At 50.6% G+C, this 15,799-nt stretch carries 14 protein-coding genes and 1 pseudogene; 2 read left to right on the forward strand and 13 right to left on the reverse strand.

Annotation, left to right across the window (positions count from 1 at the left end; all coding sequences use genetic code 11):
* The 4 genes and pseudogenes from Q0231_RS02365 to Q0231_RS02380 form a co-directional block, all read right to left on the reverse strand.
* Positions 1-708: pseudogene (locus tag Q0231_RS02365) on the reverse strand (NAD(P)-dependent oxidoreductase); the annotation flags it as partial.
* A gap of 152 nt (positions 709-860) precedes the next feature.
* Positions 861-2,234: an insulinase family protein gene (locus Q0231_RS02370; protein WP_299344591.1), complete on the reverse strand. Its 1,374-nt coding sequence runs from the start codon at positions 2,232-2,234 to the stop codon at positions 861-863.
* A 16-nt stretch (positions 2,235-2,250) separates the two neighbouring features.
* On the reverse strand, positions 2,251-3,540 hold the full coding sequence (locus Q0231_RS02375; RefSeq protein ID WP_299344595.1) for an insulinase family protein: 1,290 nt from the start codon (positions 3,538-3,540) through the stop codon (positions 2,251-2,253).
* Positions 3,541-3,671: 131 nt separating this feature from the next.
* Positions 3,672-5,048 carry a CoA transferase gene (locus Q0231_RS02380; protein WP_269393208.1) on the reverse strand — a complete coding sequence of 459 codons (1,377 nt, stop codon included), beginning with the start codon at positions 5,046-5,048 and terminating at the stop codon, positions 3,672-3,674.
* Positions 5,049-5,123: 75 nt separating this feature from the next.
* Here Q0231_RS02380 and Q0231_RS02385 point away from each other — a divergent pair, with 75 nt between their 5' ends.
* Positions 5,124-6,293 (forward strand): citrate/2-methylcitrate synthase, encoded by a 1,170-nt coding sequence (locus Q0231_RS02385; RefSeq protein ID WP_299344602.1) that lies wholly within the window; start codon positions 5,124-5,126, stop codon positions 6,291-6,293.
* Here the strand turns inward: Q0231_RS02385 and Q0231_RS02390 are convergent.
* The 9 genes from Q0231_RS02390 to Q0231_RS02430 form a co-directional block, all read right to left on the reverse strand.
* Positions 6,290-7,957: a sulfatase-like hydrolase/transferase gene (locus Q0231_RS02390; RefSeq protein WP_299344605.1), complete on the reverse strand. Its 1,668-nt coding sequence runs from the start codon at positions 7,955-7,957 to the stop codon at positions 6,290-6,292. The two genes, Q0231_RS02385 and Q0231_RS02390, sit on opposite strands and share 4 nt — an antisense overlap.
* 10 nt (positions 7,958-7,967) lie before the next feature.
* Positions 7,968-9,479: a tripartite tricarboxylate transporter permease gene (locus tag Q0231_RS02395; protein WP_299344608.1), complete on the reverse strand. Its 1,512-nt coding sequence runs from the start codon at positions 9,477-9,479 to the stop codon at positions 7,968-7,970.
* Positions 9,480-9,494: 15 nt separating this feature from the next.
* On the reverse strand, positions 9,495-9,920 hold the full coding sequence (locus tag Q0231_RS02400) for a tripartite tricarboxylate transporter TctB family protein (protein ID WP_299344612.1): 426 nt from the start codon (positions 9,918-9,920) through the stop codon (positions 9,495-9,497).
* 50 nt (positions 9,921-9,970) lie between these two features.
* Entirely contained in the window at positions 9,971-10,909 is a 939-nt protein-coding gene (locus Q0231_RS02405; RefSeq protein ID WP_299344615.1) for a tripartite tricarboxylate transporter substrate binding protein, read from the reverse strand.
* A gap of 74 nt (positions 10,910-10,983) precedes the next feature.
* A complete protein-coding gene (locus Q0231_RS02410; protein ID WP_269393214.1) occupies positions 10,984-11,502 on the reverse strand; it encodes a MarR family winged helix-turn-helix transcriptional regulator in 519 nt (172 codons plus the stop codon).
* A 160-nt stretch (positions 11,503-11,662) separates the two neighbouring features.
* Positions 11,663-12,871 carry a hypothetical protein gene (locus Q0231_RS02415; RefSeq protein WP_299344622.1) on the reverse strand — a complete coding sequence of 403 codons (1,209 nt, stop codon included), beginning with the start codon at positions 12,869-12,871 and terminating at the stop codon, positions 11,663-11,665.
* A 143-nt stretch (positions 12,872-13,014) separates the two neighbouring features.
* Positions 13,015-13,635, reverse strand: coding sequence for a TIGR02466 family protein (locus Q0231_RS02420; protein ID WP_299344625.1), 621 nt, complete (start codon positions 13,633-13,635; stop codon positions 13,015-13,017).
* A 62-nt stretch (positions 13,636-13,697) separates the two neighbouring features.
* Positions 13,698-14,150 (reverse strand): MaoC/PaaZ C-terminal domain-containing protein, encoded by a 453-nt coding sequence (locus Q0231_RS02425; RefSeq protein ID WP_299344627.1) that lies wholly within the window; start codon positions 14,148-14,150, stop codon positions 13,698-13,700.
* 11 nt (positions 14,151-14,161) lie between these two features.
* Complete coding sequence (locus Q0231_RS02430; protein ID WP_299344629.1) at positions 14,162-15,055, reverse strand: LysR family transcriptional regulator; 894 nt, start codon at positions 15,053-15,055, stop codon at positions 14,162-14,164.
* Between the two features lie 167 nt (positions 15,056-15,222).
* On the opposite strand from Q0231_RS02430, the gene Q0231_RS02435 reads away from it, so the two are divergent.
* A partial coding sequence (locus tag Q0231_RS02435) for an aldehyde dehydrogenase family protein (RefSeq protein ID WP_299344632.1) occupies positions 15,223-15,799 on the forward strand: 577 nt, incomplete at its 3' end.

Below are 15,799 nucleotides of genomic sequence, written 5' to 3' on the forward strand. Positions count from 1 at the left end.
AAAGCCAAATTCAAACTCGTCCTTGAGCATGGTCGCGCCCCGGTTTTCCATCTGCCATGAGCCGGCGGCACCTTTAGAAATAACATCAAGTACAGCTTCGCCATCTAGCCCTGCCTTTTGGGCAAAATTCATGCCTTCGGCGAGCCCTTGAACAACGCCAGCGATACAGATTTGATTGACCATTTTGGTTAGCTGACCAGCACCAGCTTCCCCCAGCAATTTGCATGAGCGGGCAAAAGCATCAATCACGGGGGCAACTTTGTCGAACGTGATCTGGTCGCCACCACACATCACGGTGAGCACTCCGTTTTGCGCGCCTGCCTCACCGCCAGAAACGGGTGCATCAATGAAGCCGATCTCACGCGTTCTTGCGTTGGCATAAAGCTCTCGGGCAACTGAAGCGCTGGCTGTGGTGTGATCAACGAAAATTGTGCCCGCATCCATTGAGCCAAACGCGCCGTTTTCGCCAATAGTAACGCTGCGCAAATCGTCGTCATTGCCAACGCAGGCAAAAACGATATCACACCCTTTTGCGGCTTGTGCCGGTGTACTCGCCATTTCGCCGCCATATTCTTTTACCCACGTTTCAGCCCGATGGGTGGTGCGGTTATAAACCGTCACGCTATGTCCTGCTTTTTGCAAGTGTCCCGCCATATGGCTGCCCATGACACCCAACCCAATCCATGCAATTTTGCTCATGATCCGTCTCCTTAGCCTAGGCTGGTTTTGCGCAACTGGTTCGCGATTTGAATTCGTTTTGTGCGGGGATCATTTCAAATTGGTTCTTTCAGAGCAAGTCTTGAAAAGGGGAAAGAGGGGGGCGAAACAAACATACTGTTCCGCCCGCCCTTGCAACACAGTTAGTTCAAACAGTTTTCGATGTCGTTGGCGGTTTGCACCAAACAAGCGCCAGGTTGCTCGATTGGTTTTGGGGTGACAATCAATTCAATGAATTGGTCAAACTTGGGGAACTTGCTGGCGATATGAATATTGACCTTTTCAGCGTCCAATGTTTTCAACTCTTGTGCAAGTGAAAGCAAGCGATCTGCTGAATAACCATCCAGCACACTTTCTGCGATCACATAGGTTACAACTGAAGCATGTGAGAGATTTACCTTCAGCCCATCGCTGAACATGGTTCGCAATGCGCCCGCTTCTTCTTCGGTGACACCTGTTTGCAAAAAGTCAGTATAAGTTGTCTTAACGAGATCACGAACGTCTTGCAGTTTTTCCGTTTCCACTTCGCCGCTTAGGGCGATAAAGCGATTTTTGCGCGTATACGCAGACAAGCCGGCACTAAATCCATATGTCGCCCGCAATTGCTGGCGCACGGCTTGGAACAAACGGCTTTGTTCGCCACCACCTAGAATGTGTGTTGCAACGATATCCTCATATTCACCGCCTTCGCTTGTCGGGGAAAGGGGGGCCAAATATGCAAGCGTCGTTTTTTCAATCGCGTCGTTTTGCACAATGATGGTTTTGGGCAAATAGGTTGCCTCAACTTCATAAGGGGCGACGGGTTCGCCCGCAGGCATGCCCGCAAACAATTCATCGACCCGCAGTTTTGCATCGTCACCTGAAATTTGACCCGCAACCGTAATCATGGCCGAAGAAGTGACGAATGTGCGCTTGTGCCAAGCAACAACGTCGTCTCGGGTGACGGTTTCCACAGGCTGATCACCCCCGTTTGAGTTGAACCGATAAGTTGCACTATTGCCAAACACCAGGCGACGCACCCCATCCCATCCTTGGTAGGCCGATTGGGTTTTTTCTTTAGCCACACGATCTGTGATGCCATCTTTGATCCGTTGCAGCCACCGCTCGTCAAAACGTGGGGCTACCAGAACCTTATTCGCAATGGCCACCGCTTCTTGAACTTGGTCATGGCGCACGGAGAGCCGCCCACGAACATGATCTGCAATGGCGTTGACTGAACCATCGGAAACAAGATCGCTGAACTGGGATTGAAGCTCTGCGGGGTCTAGGTCGGCTGCGCCACCTGCCAACATTAGCTGGGCACCAACCGCAGGGGCCAAGGCGTTGCGCTGCTCGTCCATTAGCCAGTCTGTTGGCCAAATAACATCAATGTTCACACGTTCTTCATTTGGCATTGGTGCAAAATAAAACTCAATCCCATTGGCGGTGGTCAGCGTTTCAACGCTGGTGGGCTGAGCGTTGGCGCCTTGGGTGCAGACCAACATAAGGGCAGCGGCAAACAGGTTGCGCAGGTTCATAACATTCTCCAACAATTTAAGATTTTGGGACCACAAAGCGGATTTCGGCATGGCCATCTCCAACCAGCTTCAACAGATGAGTGTTGATCTGTTCACGGGTCACTTTGCCAAGGTTTTCTAAAAACTCGTCGTATGATTGAGGTTCTTCTTCAAGCGACAAATAGTAAGGTACATCCGAATAAACGGCGTCAGAACGTTTGATGCTCGCGCCAAATTCATCTTGCGCCCGCTTTAGCAATTTATCAAACGTCTCTTGCGGAATGCCTTTCGTGGCAATCTCTTCAAGGTTCTCTTCAAAAGCTTGCAGCAAGTGCTCCAGATCTACTCCCCTGTCTGGCGAAGCGTAAAAGCTAATGGAGAAATATCCATCGTTTGGTTGATTGAGATCGATATCAAAATCGCGGGCAATGAAATCGTCATATCGCAAGGCTTTGGCCATGCCGCCTTCGCGCGTTGACTCCAAGATATCTTCCAAAATCATCAGCTCCAGTCCGAGCTGGGACGTGGCTTTGGGCAAGCCATTGGCCACGAATTTTTGAAAGACCAGTTCTTCTTCAGTCTGATCTTCAAGCGGCATTGTTTTGATGTTGCGCGCACTAGTGATGTTGAGTGGTGCAAGTTCATCACCTGCTTGTTGCGCCTGGTCAGAAGGGAATTCAGCTGCCACCAATTCACGCACCGCTGCAACTGGCAAATTGCCCATGATGACAAGTGTTGCATGCGCAGGTCTGTGGCTTAAGCCATGTAGTTTTATCGCATCGTCGATCGAAAACTGCTTGATGTCTTCTGGCAAACCCAACACATCGCGACCGTAAACGGTACCGCCAAAAAAGGCTGAGTTCATGTCGATATAAACAGGATATTGCGTGTTCTCGCGCACCCGATAATCGTACTCGCGCATGATGATGTCGCGTTCTTGCGCCATGAATTTGCGTTCGATCTCAAAAGGCATAAACACACGGTGCAGCTTTTGCAGCATATCGACGAACTCGGATTGTTCGCCATTCAACCAATAGGTGGTTTGTGTCAGTGTGGTGCTGGCGTTGGAGTGGCGCGATGGATCACCATGCTCCAGTCCCAGCGCATTCAGCCATGCCAAATGCTCGACGTAGTGGGCGAGCCCTTCGGCGTAAGGATTGTGCGCTTCACCCTGATTAAATATCAGCTGCGCCACCATACGATCGCGATCAGCATTATAGACATAATAGGCCCCTTTAAGGCCGTTTCCAGTGAGTTTTGTGGGGGATTGCGCCTGGGCGGCAAAGGCAATCAGTCCCATTACGACCACTAGAAAAACTCTCAACATTTTTAATCTCGCAAAACATCACATGAAATATTGGAGCGAAATGAACATTAAAAATGCGATCAACGCAAGCCTTTCATGGCCTAAATTATTGATCAAAAAGACAAATATGGAGTAGTCACTAAAGAAACTACCTAGTTGATATCGCGCCAAACTGGTGATGCTGATCTCAATGGCCTAGCTGGCATGCTCCAATATTGCGGAATAGCCTCAATTCTAATCGCCGGTTCAAGTCGAAGCGCATCGCCTATGTTCGTCTGTTCAATTTCGGCGCAGAAATCGCTTGGTGTGGCTGGTGCAACCTGCCCACGCATTTCCAACTTCGCGGTTTGCGAGAGCAACCACCCGACACGGGCAAGCGAGGTGCGTACTGAAACGGCACGGTTTTGCTCAGTAGCCGATTTGATTGCCATAATTGCAGCCGCGGCGACCAAATAGCCTGTGGCATGATCTAAAGCTTGAACCGGCAATGGGAGTGGTTTTTGCGCATCGGCTGCCTTCATGCCAAAGGCTGCAATGCCAGCACTCATTTGCACAAGACTGTCAAAACCCCGTCGGTTTGCCCATGGTCCCGTCCAACCATAGGCATTGTGCGCCACGTCAATCAGCGCGGGATTGACTGTGCGCAACCTATCAATTGAAAGGTCCAATTTCGATAAGGCATCGCCGCGCAAGCCGTGGATAAGCACGTCTGCTTCTGCCACCAACGCCAAAAATATCTGTTTGTCAGACTTGTCCTGCAAATTTAGATGCGCGCAACGTTTGCCGATGGTCAGTTCCTCAAAAAGGGCTGGCTCATGCCAATGTTCAGGATCGATCCGCAACACATTCGCACCAAAACCGGCAAGTGCACGGGTGGCAACTGGCCCGGCGATCACCCTTGTTATGTCCAACACCTTCAAGCCATTTAGCGGCCTTTGTGGGTCGCCAATCGAAAAACGCCCCCGCGCTTTTTCAGGCCCGATCGACCAATCTAGTAGAGGTTCTTGGCGCACGGCATGGCCCTGCGGATGCACTGCCCAATCCTCCAATGATCGCATTTGCGCTGCACAACCGCCCGCTGTCACAATCGCGGTTTCCAGCGCTTGCCCTTCACACGTGCTTACAGCGTTGGCGACCATGTCCCGGTTTTCAGGCACTTGTAAAACCTTTAGTGCAGCGGCTTTATGGTGGGGTGCGTTGGTGTGCAGTCGGATCCAGCCATTCGCACATCGGTAGTCGCCAGCAATTTGGTCCCAACCTGTTGGTCTTGATCCGTCTATCAAGTGAAGGCTGCGGTCGAACCAAAGAGAGGCAAGACGTTGATCGATCTCTAATGTGGGAGTCATTGCCGGATATTGGCATGACAAAAGAGACCTCAACGCCTCGCCTAACGCCAAAAAGGACGATGCCGCGAGGCCGGAAACATCAAAAAAACTGGGATAATGTTGTTGATTGACAATCTGTTTTGCAGCTGTTTCTGGGTCGATATCAAGGTGCAGGCTCTTCAACATCTCTGGCAAAAATGACATGCGCGGTTCCCCTTTCGTTGACATCCACAAAATCAAGGCTTTACGATCTGGTCAATCTTGATCAAGATAATCAATATGAAAAACTATGAAGATGTCTTGCAATATTCAATGGACGCCGGGGCGGTGTGTGCGCAAATGGGTATCTCTGCAGATACGTTGTATGCCTATGTTAGTCGCGGACTTATCCGTAAAATCGCCCACCCGCAGGATGGTCGGAGGAGCCTTTATCATACTGGCGATTTTGACCGGCTAATTTGCAGAAAGAAAAGTGGTCGGTCGCGGGCCGCTGTTGCCGCATCCACCATTAGTTGGGGCGAGCCTGTTCTCAAATCTTCAATCACCGAAATCCGGGATCAAAAATTGTTCTACCGCGGGCAAAATGCTGTGGCATTGTCACAATCGCATGGATTTATTGACGTCTTTGAAATTCTGATGGGCGAGAAGTTTCGCGGCGCCGAACCTAACATCAACTTAAGTGCGCTCTTGGGGCCAAAAAGTTGCTCGCCAATCCATCGCTTGATGATGATGCTAGCGCTTGAAGCGAGCACCATTGGCTCAAGTGGCGGCACTCAAACCGCCCGGCGCCTGCTCCGACAAGCGGGTTTGGTGATTGCGGGCTGTGCCGACGATCAGCCGAAGTCATCGCTAGAAACACTGTTGGCAAACTCATGGTCCGCGCACCCAAATTCGACAGATATTATTCGCCGGGCTTTGATCCTTTGTGCGGACCATGAGTTGAATGCTTCGGCTTATGCGGCGCGGGTTGCCGCTTCTGCCAAAGCAAACCTGCCTGCCGCATTATTGGCGGGCGTTGCAACCCTTTCAGGCGACGCGCATGGTGGGATGACAAATCTGGCCAAAGCGTGGAAGGCTCAGGCACACATGGCTCTTACAAGTGGCCATGAGCTGCCAACCCCTGGCAATGGCAAACCACCGCCCGGCTTCGGCCACCCGTTTTATCCCAACGGAGACCCACGCGCGCTTGAATTGGTTAAGGCATGCGACTTCCCACAAAACTGGGTGCAGATTATTGACGTTGTGCACAAGCAAACCGGCTTTTCACCAACCTTGGATTTTGGTCTGGCGTTGGTGGAAGAGCATCTTAACTTACCCGAAGGCAGTGGGCTGGGCATTTTTGCATTAGGGCGGATGGCCGGGTGGATGGCGCATGTTTTTGAACAACGTAAGAAGGGCAAACTCATTCGACCCCGCGCGATTTTTTCGGGACAACGAAACGAAGCCTAGTTCCCGGGCTTTGATTTGGCGGGGCCTTTGATTTTTGCGAGGGCCTCATCGGGCACTTCAGAGCCATCGTAAAGCCCTAAAAATATCCCTTTGCCCAATCCTTTACCACGCATATTTTCAATTTGTTGATCCGAGCTTGATGTGCGTTGTGATTGGCGACGGGCCCATTTACCCAAGCGTTCATACATCATTTCAATCACATGCTGATGGTCTTGGCTTTCGCCCAAATCGTGCAACTCGTTCGGGTCGTTTTGCAGATCAAACAACATTGGCCTTAGCCCGCCTTCGGCATGCACAAATTTCCAGTGTTTGTCCGCCACCATCATCAAGCGGCAGTCGCTTGGTTTCAGGCCCAATTTGACGGCTGCATTTGAGGTTGAGTAGTCATATTCGCTGATCGCGAATTCGCGCCAATCATCTTGTGGTTTGCCGTGTAGGAATGATGTTAATGAACGGCCTTCAAGAATATGGTTTGGTATATCTGCGCCCAAGGTTTGCATAAAAGTGGGCACTAAATCGATGGCTTCCACTAGTTCATCGCAGACCGTTCCGCGGGATGTATCGGCTGCCGAACTCGGGTCAAAAATGATCATTGGCACTTTGACGGAACACTCGTGGAACAAGTCCTTTTCGCCCAACCAATGGTCACCCAAATAGTCCCCATGATCTGAGGTGATCACAATCATGGTTTCATCCATTTGGCCGGTTTCTTCTAAATAGGCAAACAAGCGGCCCATTTGATCGTCACACTGCTTGATAAGGCCCATATAGGCCGGAATTACCTTTTGACGCACATCTTCGCGTGAGAAGGATTGGCCGATTTGATTGTCCATATAGGCTTGATAAACCGGATGCGGATTTTGCTTTTCAACATCGCTTTTGTTGGCGGGCAAGACGTGTCGCCCATCATACATAGCGTGGTACGGTTCTGGCACAATATAGGGCCAATGCGGCTTAATATAGGACACATGGCACAGCCAGGGCTTAGCGCTATTTTTGCGCCCTTCGATGAATTTGATCGTCTCGCTTGTCAGCCAAGGTGTCTCTGAATCCGGCTCGTCAATGTTGGCAGGCAAATCTGCATTGTGCATCAGCCAGCCAGACGCGATATCACCGTCCGCATCGGCGGCGGCATTTGCGAAGTCGTGCCATGGGTTTTCGCCCACATAACCTTTTGATTTTAAATACTCATTATAGGGCGAGCGCTTGTTGTCGTAAAATCCTTCATTCCCTTGGGCCCATAATCCATCGTCGCGTACCACCACGTCAAAGCCACATTCTGACTGGCGAGCGCCGATGATGCTATCCGGGGTGATGCCGAGCCGCTCGAGCCCTTGCACATCGGCCTGCATGTGGGTTTTGCCGATCAAAAAGCAATCCACCCCCGCCGCCCGCAAATGATCACCCATGGTGAATTCACCCACCCGAAGGGGAAAATTGTTGCGCTGCGCACCGTGCGAATGCACATAGCGACCTGTGTAATAGCTCATGCGCGAAGAGCCACAAATCGGCGACTGCACATAAGCGCGGGTAAACCGCACGCCATTTGCAGCGAGCCGGTCCATATGTGGCGTTTTAAGGTGCGGGTGGCCTTGGCAGCTCAGATAGTCAAACCTCAATTGATCAAACATAATAAAGAGGATGTTTTTTGCTTTTTTGGTCATAATTCTCTCTTTATGCCTGCGAATTTGTAGACTGATTTCGACCCCGGATCCCGAGCCACCAAATTGAAATGGCAGAGAGCACCAGCAGTGCAAGAGCAAGTGGGTAATGGGTTAGGCCCATTAAGTTGCCATCTAGTAGCACAAGTGTTTGGGATAAGGAGATTTCAAATCTCGGCCCCAAAAAGAAGGCGATGATGAAGATGACGGTGGAGAATCCAAACATGTTCATCAAGAAGCCTACACCTGCAAAGATCAACATGATCGCCACGCCAAATAGCCCACCGGTTGAAAGGGACACGCCCACAATACACAACAAGATAGCAGCGGAGAATATCACAGATTCAGGCGCGGTCACCACTCGGCTCCACAAGCGAAGGCCAAATTGGCCAAGGACCAAATTGGCTATATTGGCCATCACCATGGCCCCAAAAAGCCCGTAAACAAGACGCCCCTGTTGTTCGAACAATAAAGGCCCGGGCTGAATGCCGTGAATTACAAAGGCGCTGATGATGAGTGCGGCGCCAACACTGCCGGGTATCCCTAACGTTAGCAGCGGGATGAGGTTTGCACCCATCACTGCCGAGTTTGCGCTTTCGGCAGCCGCTATCCCGTGCAAATTGCCTTTGCCAAAACTTTCTGGGTCTTTGGATGATTGCTTGGTCGCGGCGTAAGACATGAAAGCTGCAGCCGTTGAGCCAATGCCGGGCAATGCCCCTAACACCGTGCCAATCGCTGCCCCGCGCAACATGGTAATTCGGCAGCTCCAATATTCAGCCCAACTGATGCGTTTATCTTCTTTTGATTGGCTCGCGTCATAATCGATCGCTGGTCGCACCGTGCCAGTATTGGAGGCCAATCGGCGCAATACTTCAGAAATGGCGAGCATGCCAATGGCAACTGAGGCTAACGGCAGTCCATCGTAAAGTTCAAACCAGCCGAAATAAAATCGGGGGGTTGAATGCTCCGGGTCAAGGCCAACGGTGGCGCACAGAAGGCCCAGTGCGGCGGCAATGATGCCTTTGGCTACAGATTTACCGATCAGCCCGGCGATCACTGAAAAGGCAAAGATCATCAGTGCAAAAATTTCAACAGGACCCATTTTGAGCGCGAAAATTGCGAGCGGTGCGGCCACCGTGATCAATACGATATCGCTGATCGTATCGCCTGTGACGGAGGCATAGAGCGCCATTTTGGTGGCTTTTTGGGGCTTGCCTTGTTTGGCCAATGGATAACCATCAAGCGCCGTTGCTGCCGCATCTGGAGTGCCCGGCGTGTTGATCAAAACAGCTGGTATTGCACCGCCAACAAGCCCGCCTTTGTTGATGCCGACCAAAAAGGCGATTGCGGGCAATGGATCTATGATGAAGGTAAAGGGTATTGCGATGGCCATGGCCATCACCGGTCCGATACCGGGGATTGCACCAACCAATTGCCCCAACGCGACACCAGCAAGCACAAACAAGAGGTTATGCAGGGTAAAGGCATCAGCGAAGCCGGCTAGAATAATACTTATATCAACCATTTGAGCGCTCTCTCATCAGGGCAAAGGCCGTGACAGCAAAATCTCGATGAAAAACCAAATGGCAGCTGGAACAAGCGCTGCCCCAGTAAACAACCAAAACCAACGGCGCTCTCCGAGCAACAGCATAATCGCCAATGCTAATAGAGGTGCGACCAACAGGTAGCCAAAATGGGCAATGGCAAACAAACCCAAAACGATGAGCACGAAATAAGTAACGGCTTTGCCAAAAAGCAAAAAATTTGTCCCAGCTGGTTCGCTTGGCACGCCCGCGAGCGCGCTGCCCGCAAAGATCAGAATCCACGCCAAAATGTCCGGCAATGTCTTTGGTCGCATCCAGCCATAATCAACCGTCTCTGTTGCAAATGGGGTAAGCCAAAACAGCAAAACAAGCCCAAAAAAGATGCTGCAAAACCCAGCTACGCGATCAGATGTTATGCTCATCATGTCTGCCTTTTGAAGATGGAGCGCGCCGTGACGCGCTCCAATTGTGACTATTTGAACAATACACCAACGCTGCCCAGACCATCGTTGAGCATTTTGGTTGTGCCTTCGGGGCCAAGGTTTTGAACCGTTGTCAGCATAGCGTTTTCAACAATATCACGCACCTTATCCGCGTTCACCGCATTGGCGATGGCATTTGAGAGCGCGGTTTTTGCTTCGTTTGAAATACCACCAGGGGCTGCAAAGTAGAAATAGGGGTCAACATAGAGATCAAACCCCTGCTCCCGCAAAGTCGGGATATCTTTTGCATAGGAGTGCCGCCCATCGTTGGCGCTGGCCAACATTTTAATGTCACCTTTTTCCAAATATTGGATGTGGGTGCCCGCGTTGAACGACGCCATAACCTGCCCGCCCAAAATGAACTGCACCATTTCAGCAGAACTTTTTGTCGAGATTAGCTTGAAGCCAGCGCCGGTTTGCGCATTGATGGCTTGCAGAATTAGCTCTTGAGGCTTCGCGTCAAATGCCACAGGCACACCGCCATTGGCTTTTGAATATTCAACCAAAGAGCTCATATCGTTAAAGGGTGCATCTGCCTTGGCGATGATGGCCAGTTGTGCCCGCGTCACCGTACCCAAATACTCAAAGCTGTCCAATTTGAACGGCAGCTGGTCGCCACGTAGGATTAGATTGATCAGGATGGGCATGTTAACACCCAACGCGATCACTGTTCCGTCCGCTTTTTCATTCATCAACCCGGTAAACATGGCGACACCGCCACCGCCCGGCTTGTTCTGGGGCACGACGTTCCAACCGGTTTGCTCTTCCATCACCGATGCAACGACCCGGCCCAGCGTGTCAGTTTCGCCCCCTGCCCCAAAGCCGATTTGCAATTCGATCGGTCCTGAAGGGGCCCAATCGCTAGCAAAGCCTGGCGCGACGGCCAAAGCTAGTCCAGCAATTGCACCCAAAATTGTCTTTCTCAACATATCAATTTCCTCCCATAAAACGCTACGATTTCGCGCAACGCACATCAAAATGAAGCGGGGAAATCGAATTCCGATTAACCCGCCTTTTGGGGCAATTCTTGGTTTGCCAGCAAAGACGCCTTAGCGATACGTTCTGCCATGTCCAGAAATTGTTCCCGCTCTTGAGGGGAGAGTGCGGCATCAATTGACGCGTGATAGTTCGCCACCATTGGCTGCACCCGATCAAAATATTCTTTGCCCGTTTCACTTAATGCAAAAATACGGGCGCGACGATCGAATGGTGCTTGATGCGATGTAATCAGGCCACGGCTTTCCAACTTACGCATGGCACGACTAATTTGGCCCTGTTCCATGCCTGCAAAATCTACCAGATCTTTTTGGGTCGGGTTTTCGCTTTGTGAAATACACAAGCAGATGCGCCACTCAACAAGGCCAAGTTTGCCATTATCAGAAAGCAATGTGCTGATTTGTGATTTTAAGACACGCGCCAAACGCTGGGTCGCAACAGATAATAGGCTCGAATGAACCGGTATCTTATCGCTGGCCAACAAGGAGTCTTTTTCAGACTGCCAAATGGTGCTGTTCTCGCTCATAGTCTCATCCCTCAGCTTCTATTTACATGACTTATCATTTAATGACAAGTCATGTAATAGCGATTTCGAAGGGGACTTGTACCACTCATGGCAAGGGGCATCAATTTTTTGAAGTGCCAAGAGGGGCCGCGCGCCCTAGGTTGACGCGCAGCTGCCTCGTTTATTCGGCGGGCACAGGATTTGCTGTTTTGTTTGATGTGCCGAAGTGTCGGGCGTTCAGTGAGAACACCAAAACGATCATTGCCGCCTGCAATATCAATGCAGGTGTTGTCAGAGACCAATAGGCTACGCCAAACTTAGCAATCATGCCCGATGCGACAAGGCCTTTGTTGACGAAAAAGTGGATCATGACCGACAGGGCAACGCCCGGACAAACCAGCGCGTATGATCCAGCTGACCGTTGGCCGTTGGGCGACAAAAATGACTTTACATAGTTTTGTTTGCTCAAAACTAGCCAACCCAGGACCGCGAACAATATTTGAACGGATAGGATTTGAGCAAGCAGAACCAATGTTTCAGCCGTTGCTGCATGCACATCAAAATGGACATGAAGTCCATGATTCATGCGCAGAATAGCGATACCTAGAACAGTCATAATAGGCACAACAACCATTAATGTAGGTGCGGCTTCGGGCGCTGTACCGTTCTGCAACATGGCGTAAAAACCAAGAACCAGCGCCACAACAGAAACGACAAGCGCGGCCATTACGAAGAAGGTTGCTAGCACTATGGAAATGCCAACGATAATTGGATTTGCTGAAAGGGCGGCAGGCGCGGCAAGCCCAACAGCAACCATTGACAATGCAAAAGCTGGAAGTAGTTGCGCAAAAGAGTTGTTGGCCTTCAAATCAAAGCCCCCTTTGACCAGTACACGGCCAAAAAACTTCGCCAATAATGAAAGAGCGTAGAGGCCGATCAACGAGAAAACGGCCAGTGCTGCTGGGAACAAATACTCAACAATCAACCAGAGTTTTGGCACAAATACGAGACCAATGATAAAGGCGACGTTGACTGACATTGCAAGAGTGAGCGGCACCGCTTTTAACTGCGTTTCACCGTTTGAGGCCAACAGCTTCGTATATGCCTCGGTCTTACGGAACTGAGTGAGTTGCCCCAAGTTCCAGAACAAGAGACGATAGTGAAGGAATCCAAAAACAGCGATCCCCATCATGCCAAGCACAATAGCAATCTGCGTAGGTATGCTGCCCGAGGTAAAGGCACGTTGAATATCCTCAAAGATTGGCACAGGTTGACCGGGGTGCGGGATCCAGAACATTAAGTACATGAAAAATGTCACAACAAGACCACCAGCACCAACAGCGGCAAGAAAGTAGAGCGGCGAATAGCGCCCGTTCATCGTATTTGGCATATTTTGCATCCTCATTTAAATTAGAACATTAGCATATTCTTATGTATATGATTTGCAAGCAGCCAAACTTGCACAATGAATGTGCAAATTGTCGCAGAGGTACCGACAACGCTATTTGTAAACTTAAAGCTGACGCGGATCAGCTAGCCCCAGCTATAGTTGAAGCTGACGCTTATCCGTTCTTCTTCTGACATGTTCATAGGCACTTCATGGCGCAGCCAGCTTTCCCATAGCAAAATGTCACTCACTTCTGGGGCAACGTAGACAAAGCTTCGCATTTCATTGCGCGCAGTGGTTTTGCGGGTGGGGGCAGCCATCATCATGGCAGAGCGAGGGTCTTCAAATTTGATCGCACTCGCGCCTTTTGGCATGGAGATATAGGTTGTGCCACTGATCACGCTGTGAGGGTGAATGTGGGACGTGTGAATGCCACCTTCCGGCAGGATATTGATCCAAAGGCTGTCCAGTTGAAGTGCTTTTTCGCCCAAATCAAACTCTAAGTCTTTTGCAAATTCGGCTACGTGCTTGTTCAGAACTTCAACAAGATCTTTAAAAATCGGGAACCGCCACGGCAGATCGTCAAGCGAGGCGTAACTGGTGTAACCCGGATAACTATTATCCTCGCACCACTTCTGCCCCGCCTCATCGTCCTCGGCGATCGATAGACAGGTGGCTTCGAGTTCTTGCGCATTAACAGACGCGCCATGTTCGCTCAGCGCTGCATGATAAAGGCGGGTAACAAAAAGAGAATCAATTTTTGACATAGGTTCTTTTTAGCCCAGAGTGAGAGACAGGGCGAGAGGGGAAGCAAATTCTGGCTACTTGTCTATGCAGTCTTAGAGGGCACGAGGCAGGTCCAAATTTGGGTGGCGACAATTTCATCATTGTGGGTGGTTTTTGTGTTTAGGCGAATTCCGACATAGCCACGTTCACCTTTAGTGGACGCTTTGAGCGACACCACCTCTGCGTCCACGTAAACTGCTTCGCCGGGGTAGACGGGCTTTGCAAATTTTAGCTCATCAATCCGCATGCCAATCAAAGGATTATTGCCAAACGGTTTTTCCAACGCCATCAAACGCATGGTCGCGGATAGAGTTTGCCAACCCGACGCAATGATGGTGCCAAATGGACCATTTTTGGATGCATCTTCATCGACATGGATGAACTGAGGATCATATTCGGACGCGAACTCATGCACCTTCTCAGCTGTTAATTCAAACGTGCCGGTTTTGAATTTTTCACCCAATTGAATATCTTCAAAAAAACGTGTTTCGCTCATGTTTTCCTCGTTTATTTATTGGTTGATTTAATGCGGGAAACAACGTCTTCGCTGATAAAATCAACAATGGTTCGAATGCGTGTCAAATGCGCAAAATCTTCGGGTACTGTTAGCCAGAGCTCACGTTCCAGCTCGATGGAATCATCCAATACAGGCACCAATGTGTCGTAATTCTTGGCAATATAGTCTGGCAAAATGCACACGCCGGCACCTGCCAATGCCATTTGTAATTGCACGTGCAAGCTGGTGGAGGTGAGGTGTGCTTTAAGGCTTGGATCAACGCTTGGAATATAGTCGAGCTCTTTGTCAAAGATCATATCTGGCACGTAACCGATACCACGGAGTTTAGCCAAATCCTTCTTTTGCTTGATCGGCTGGTTGCGCGCCACATAGTTGCGCTCGCCGTAAATATGCAATGGATAGTTCGCTAGTTTTTTGATTTTCACCCGCCCGGTTTGAGGTCGGGTGCCCGTAAGCACCAAATCGGCTTCGCGTTTCGACATAGAAAAAGAGCGGGGTATCGCTTGCAGTTGCACTTCAAGCCCTGGGTGCAAGCGACAAAGCTCAGCCGCACTTTCCGCTAAAAGAAACGAGGCAATGCCCACGTGGGTTGCAATGCGCACAGCGCCGGTGAGGCTGGTGGAAGCGCCTGCAACCTCGTCAAACACCCGCATGGCGTCGCTTTCAAGCTGCTCAGCAAGTGGCAACATTTTGTAGCCTTGATCCGCAAGGCTATAGCCTTGGGGCGAACGATGAAACAGCGGGACGCCCAAACTATCTTCCAATGCGGTGATCCGGCGCCCAACGGTGGCGTGGTCCACCCCCAGATAGAACCCCGCGCGCGACAGCGTGCCGTGACGGGCTACAGCGAGGAAAAATCGAAAATCGTCCCAGTTGTTTCTCATAAGACGATTATTGCCAGATATGCTAAACTTACACCAGTGCATAATTGCACAATGGTTTTGCTAGATTGGTTATTGATATTGCGTTTGCGCACAATATGATGCGCACCAAAGCTTTATTCTACGCGTGACTTAAGTTGCGCCTAGCGGCATCCAGGGAGGCGACCGCAATGAACGAGATTACCCACTTTATCAACGGCGAACATGTCAAAGGCACTTCGGGCCGCTTTGCTGAAGTTTACAACCCTGCAACGGGCAAAGTGCAAGCCAAAGTGCCGCTGGCCAGCAAAGCCGAACTTGACGCAGCCATTGCCAACGCTAAAGAAGCACAAATTGGCTGGGCGAAAGTGAACCCGCAAAAGCGCGGCCGGGTGATGATGAAGTTTGTTGAACTGCTTCACCGCGACATGGACAAATTAGCTGAAGCTTTGTCCCGCGAACACGGTAAAACAATTCCTGATGCAAAGGGCGATGTGATCCGCGGCCTTGAAGTTGCTGAGTTTGCAATTGGCGCACCCCATTTCCTTAAAGGGGAATATAGCGCTGCGGCATCAACGGGCATTGATATCTATTCTATGCGTCAGCCGCTTGGCGTTGTTGCGGGCATTACCCCATTTAACTTCCCGGCGATGGTGCCGCTTTGGATGTATCCGATGGCGATTGCTTGCGGCAACAGTTTTATTCTCAAACCTTCTGAACGCGTGCCTTCAGCGCAGCTGTTCCTAGCGCAGCTTCTTCAGCAAGCTG

This window comes from uncultured Maritalea sp., assembly GCF_937139385.1.
GTDB classification, from domain to species: Bacteria; Pseudomonadota; Alphaproteobacteria; order Rhizobiales; family Devosiaceae; genus Maritalea; species Maritalea porphyrae_A.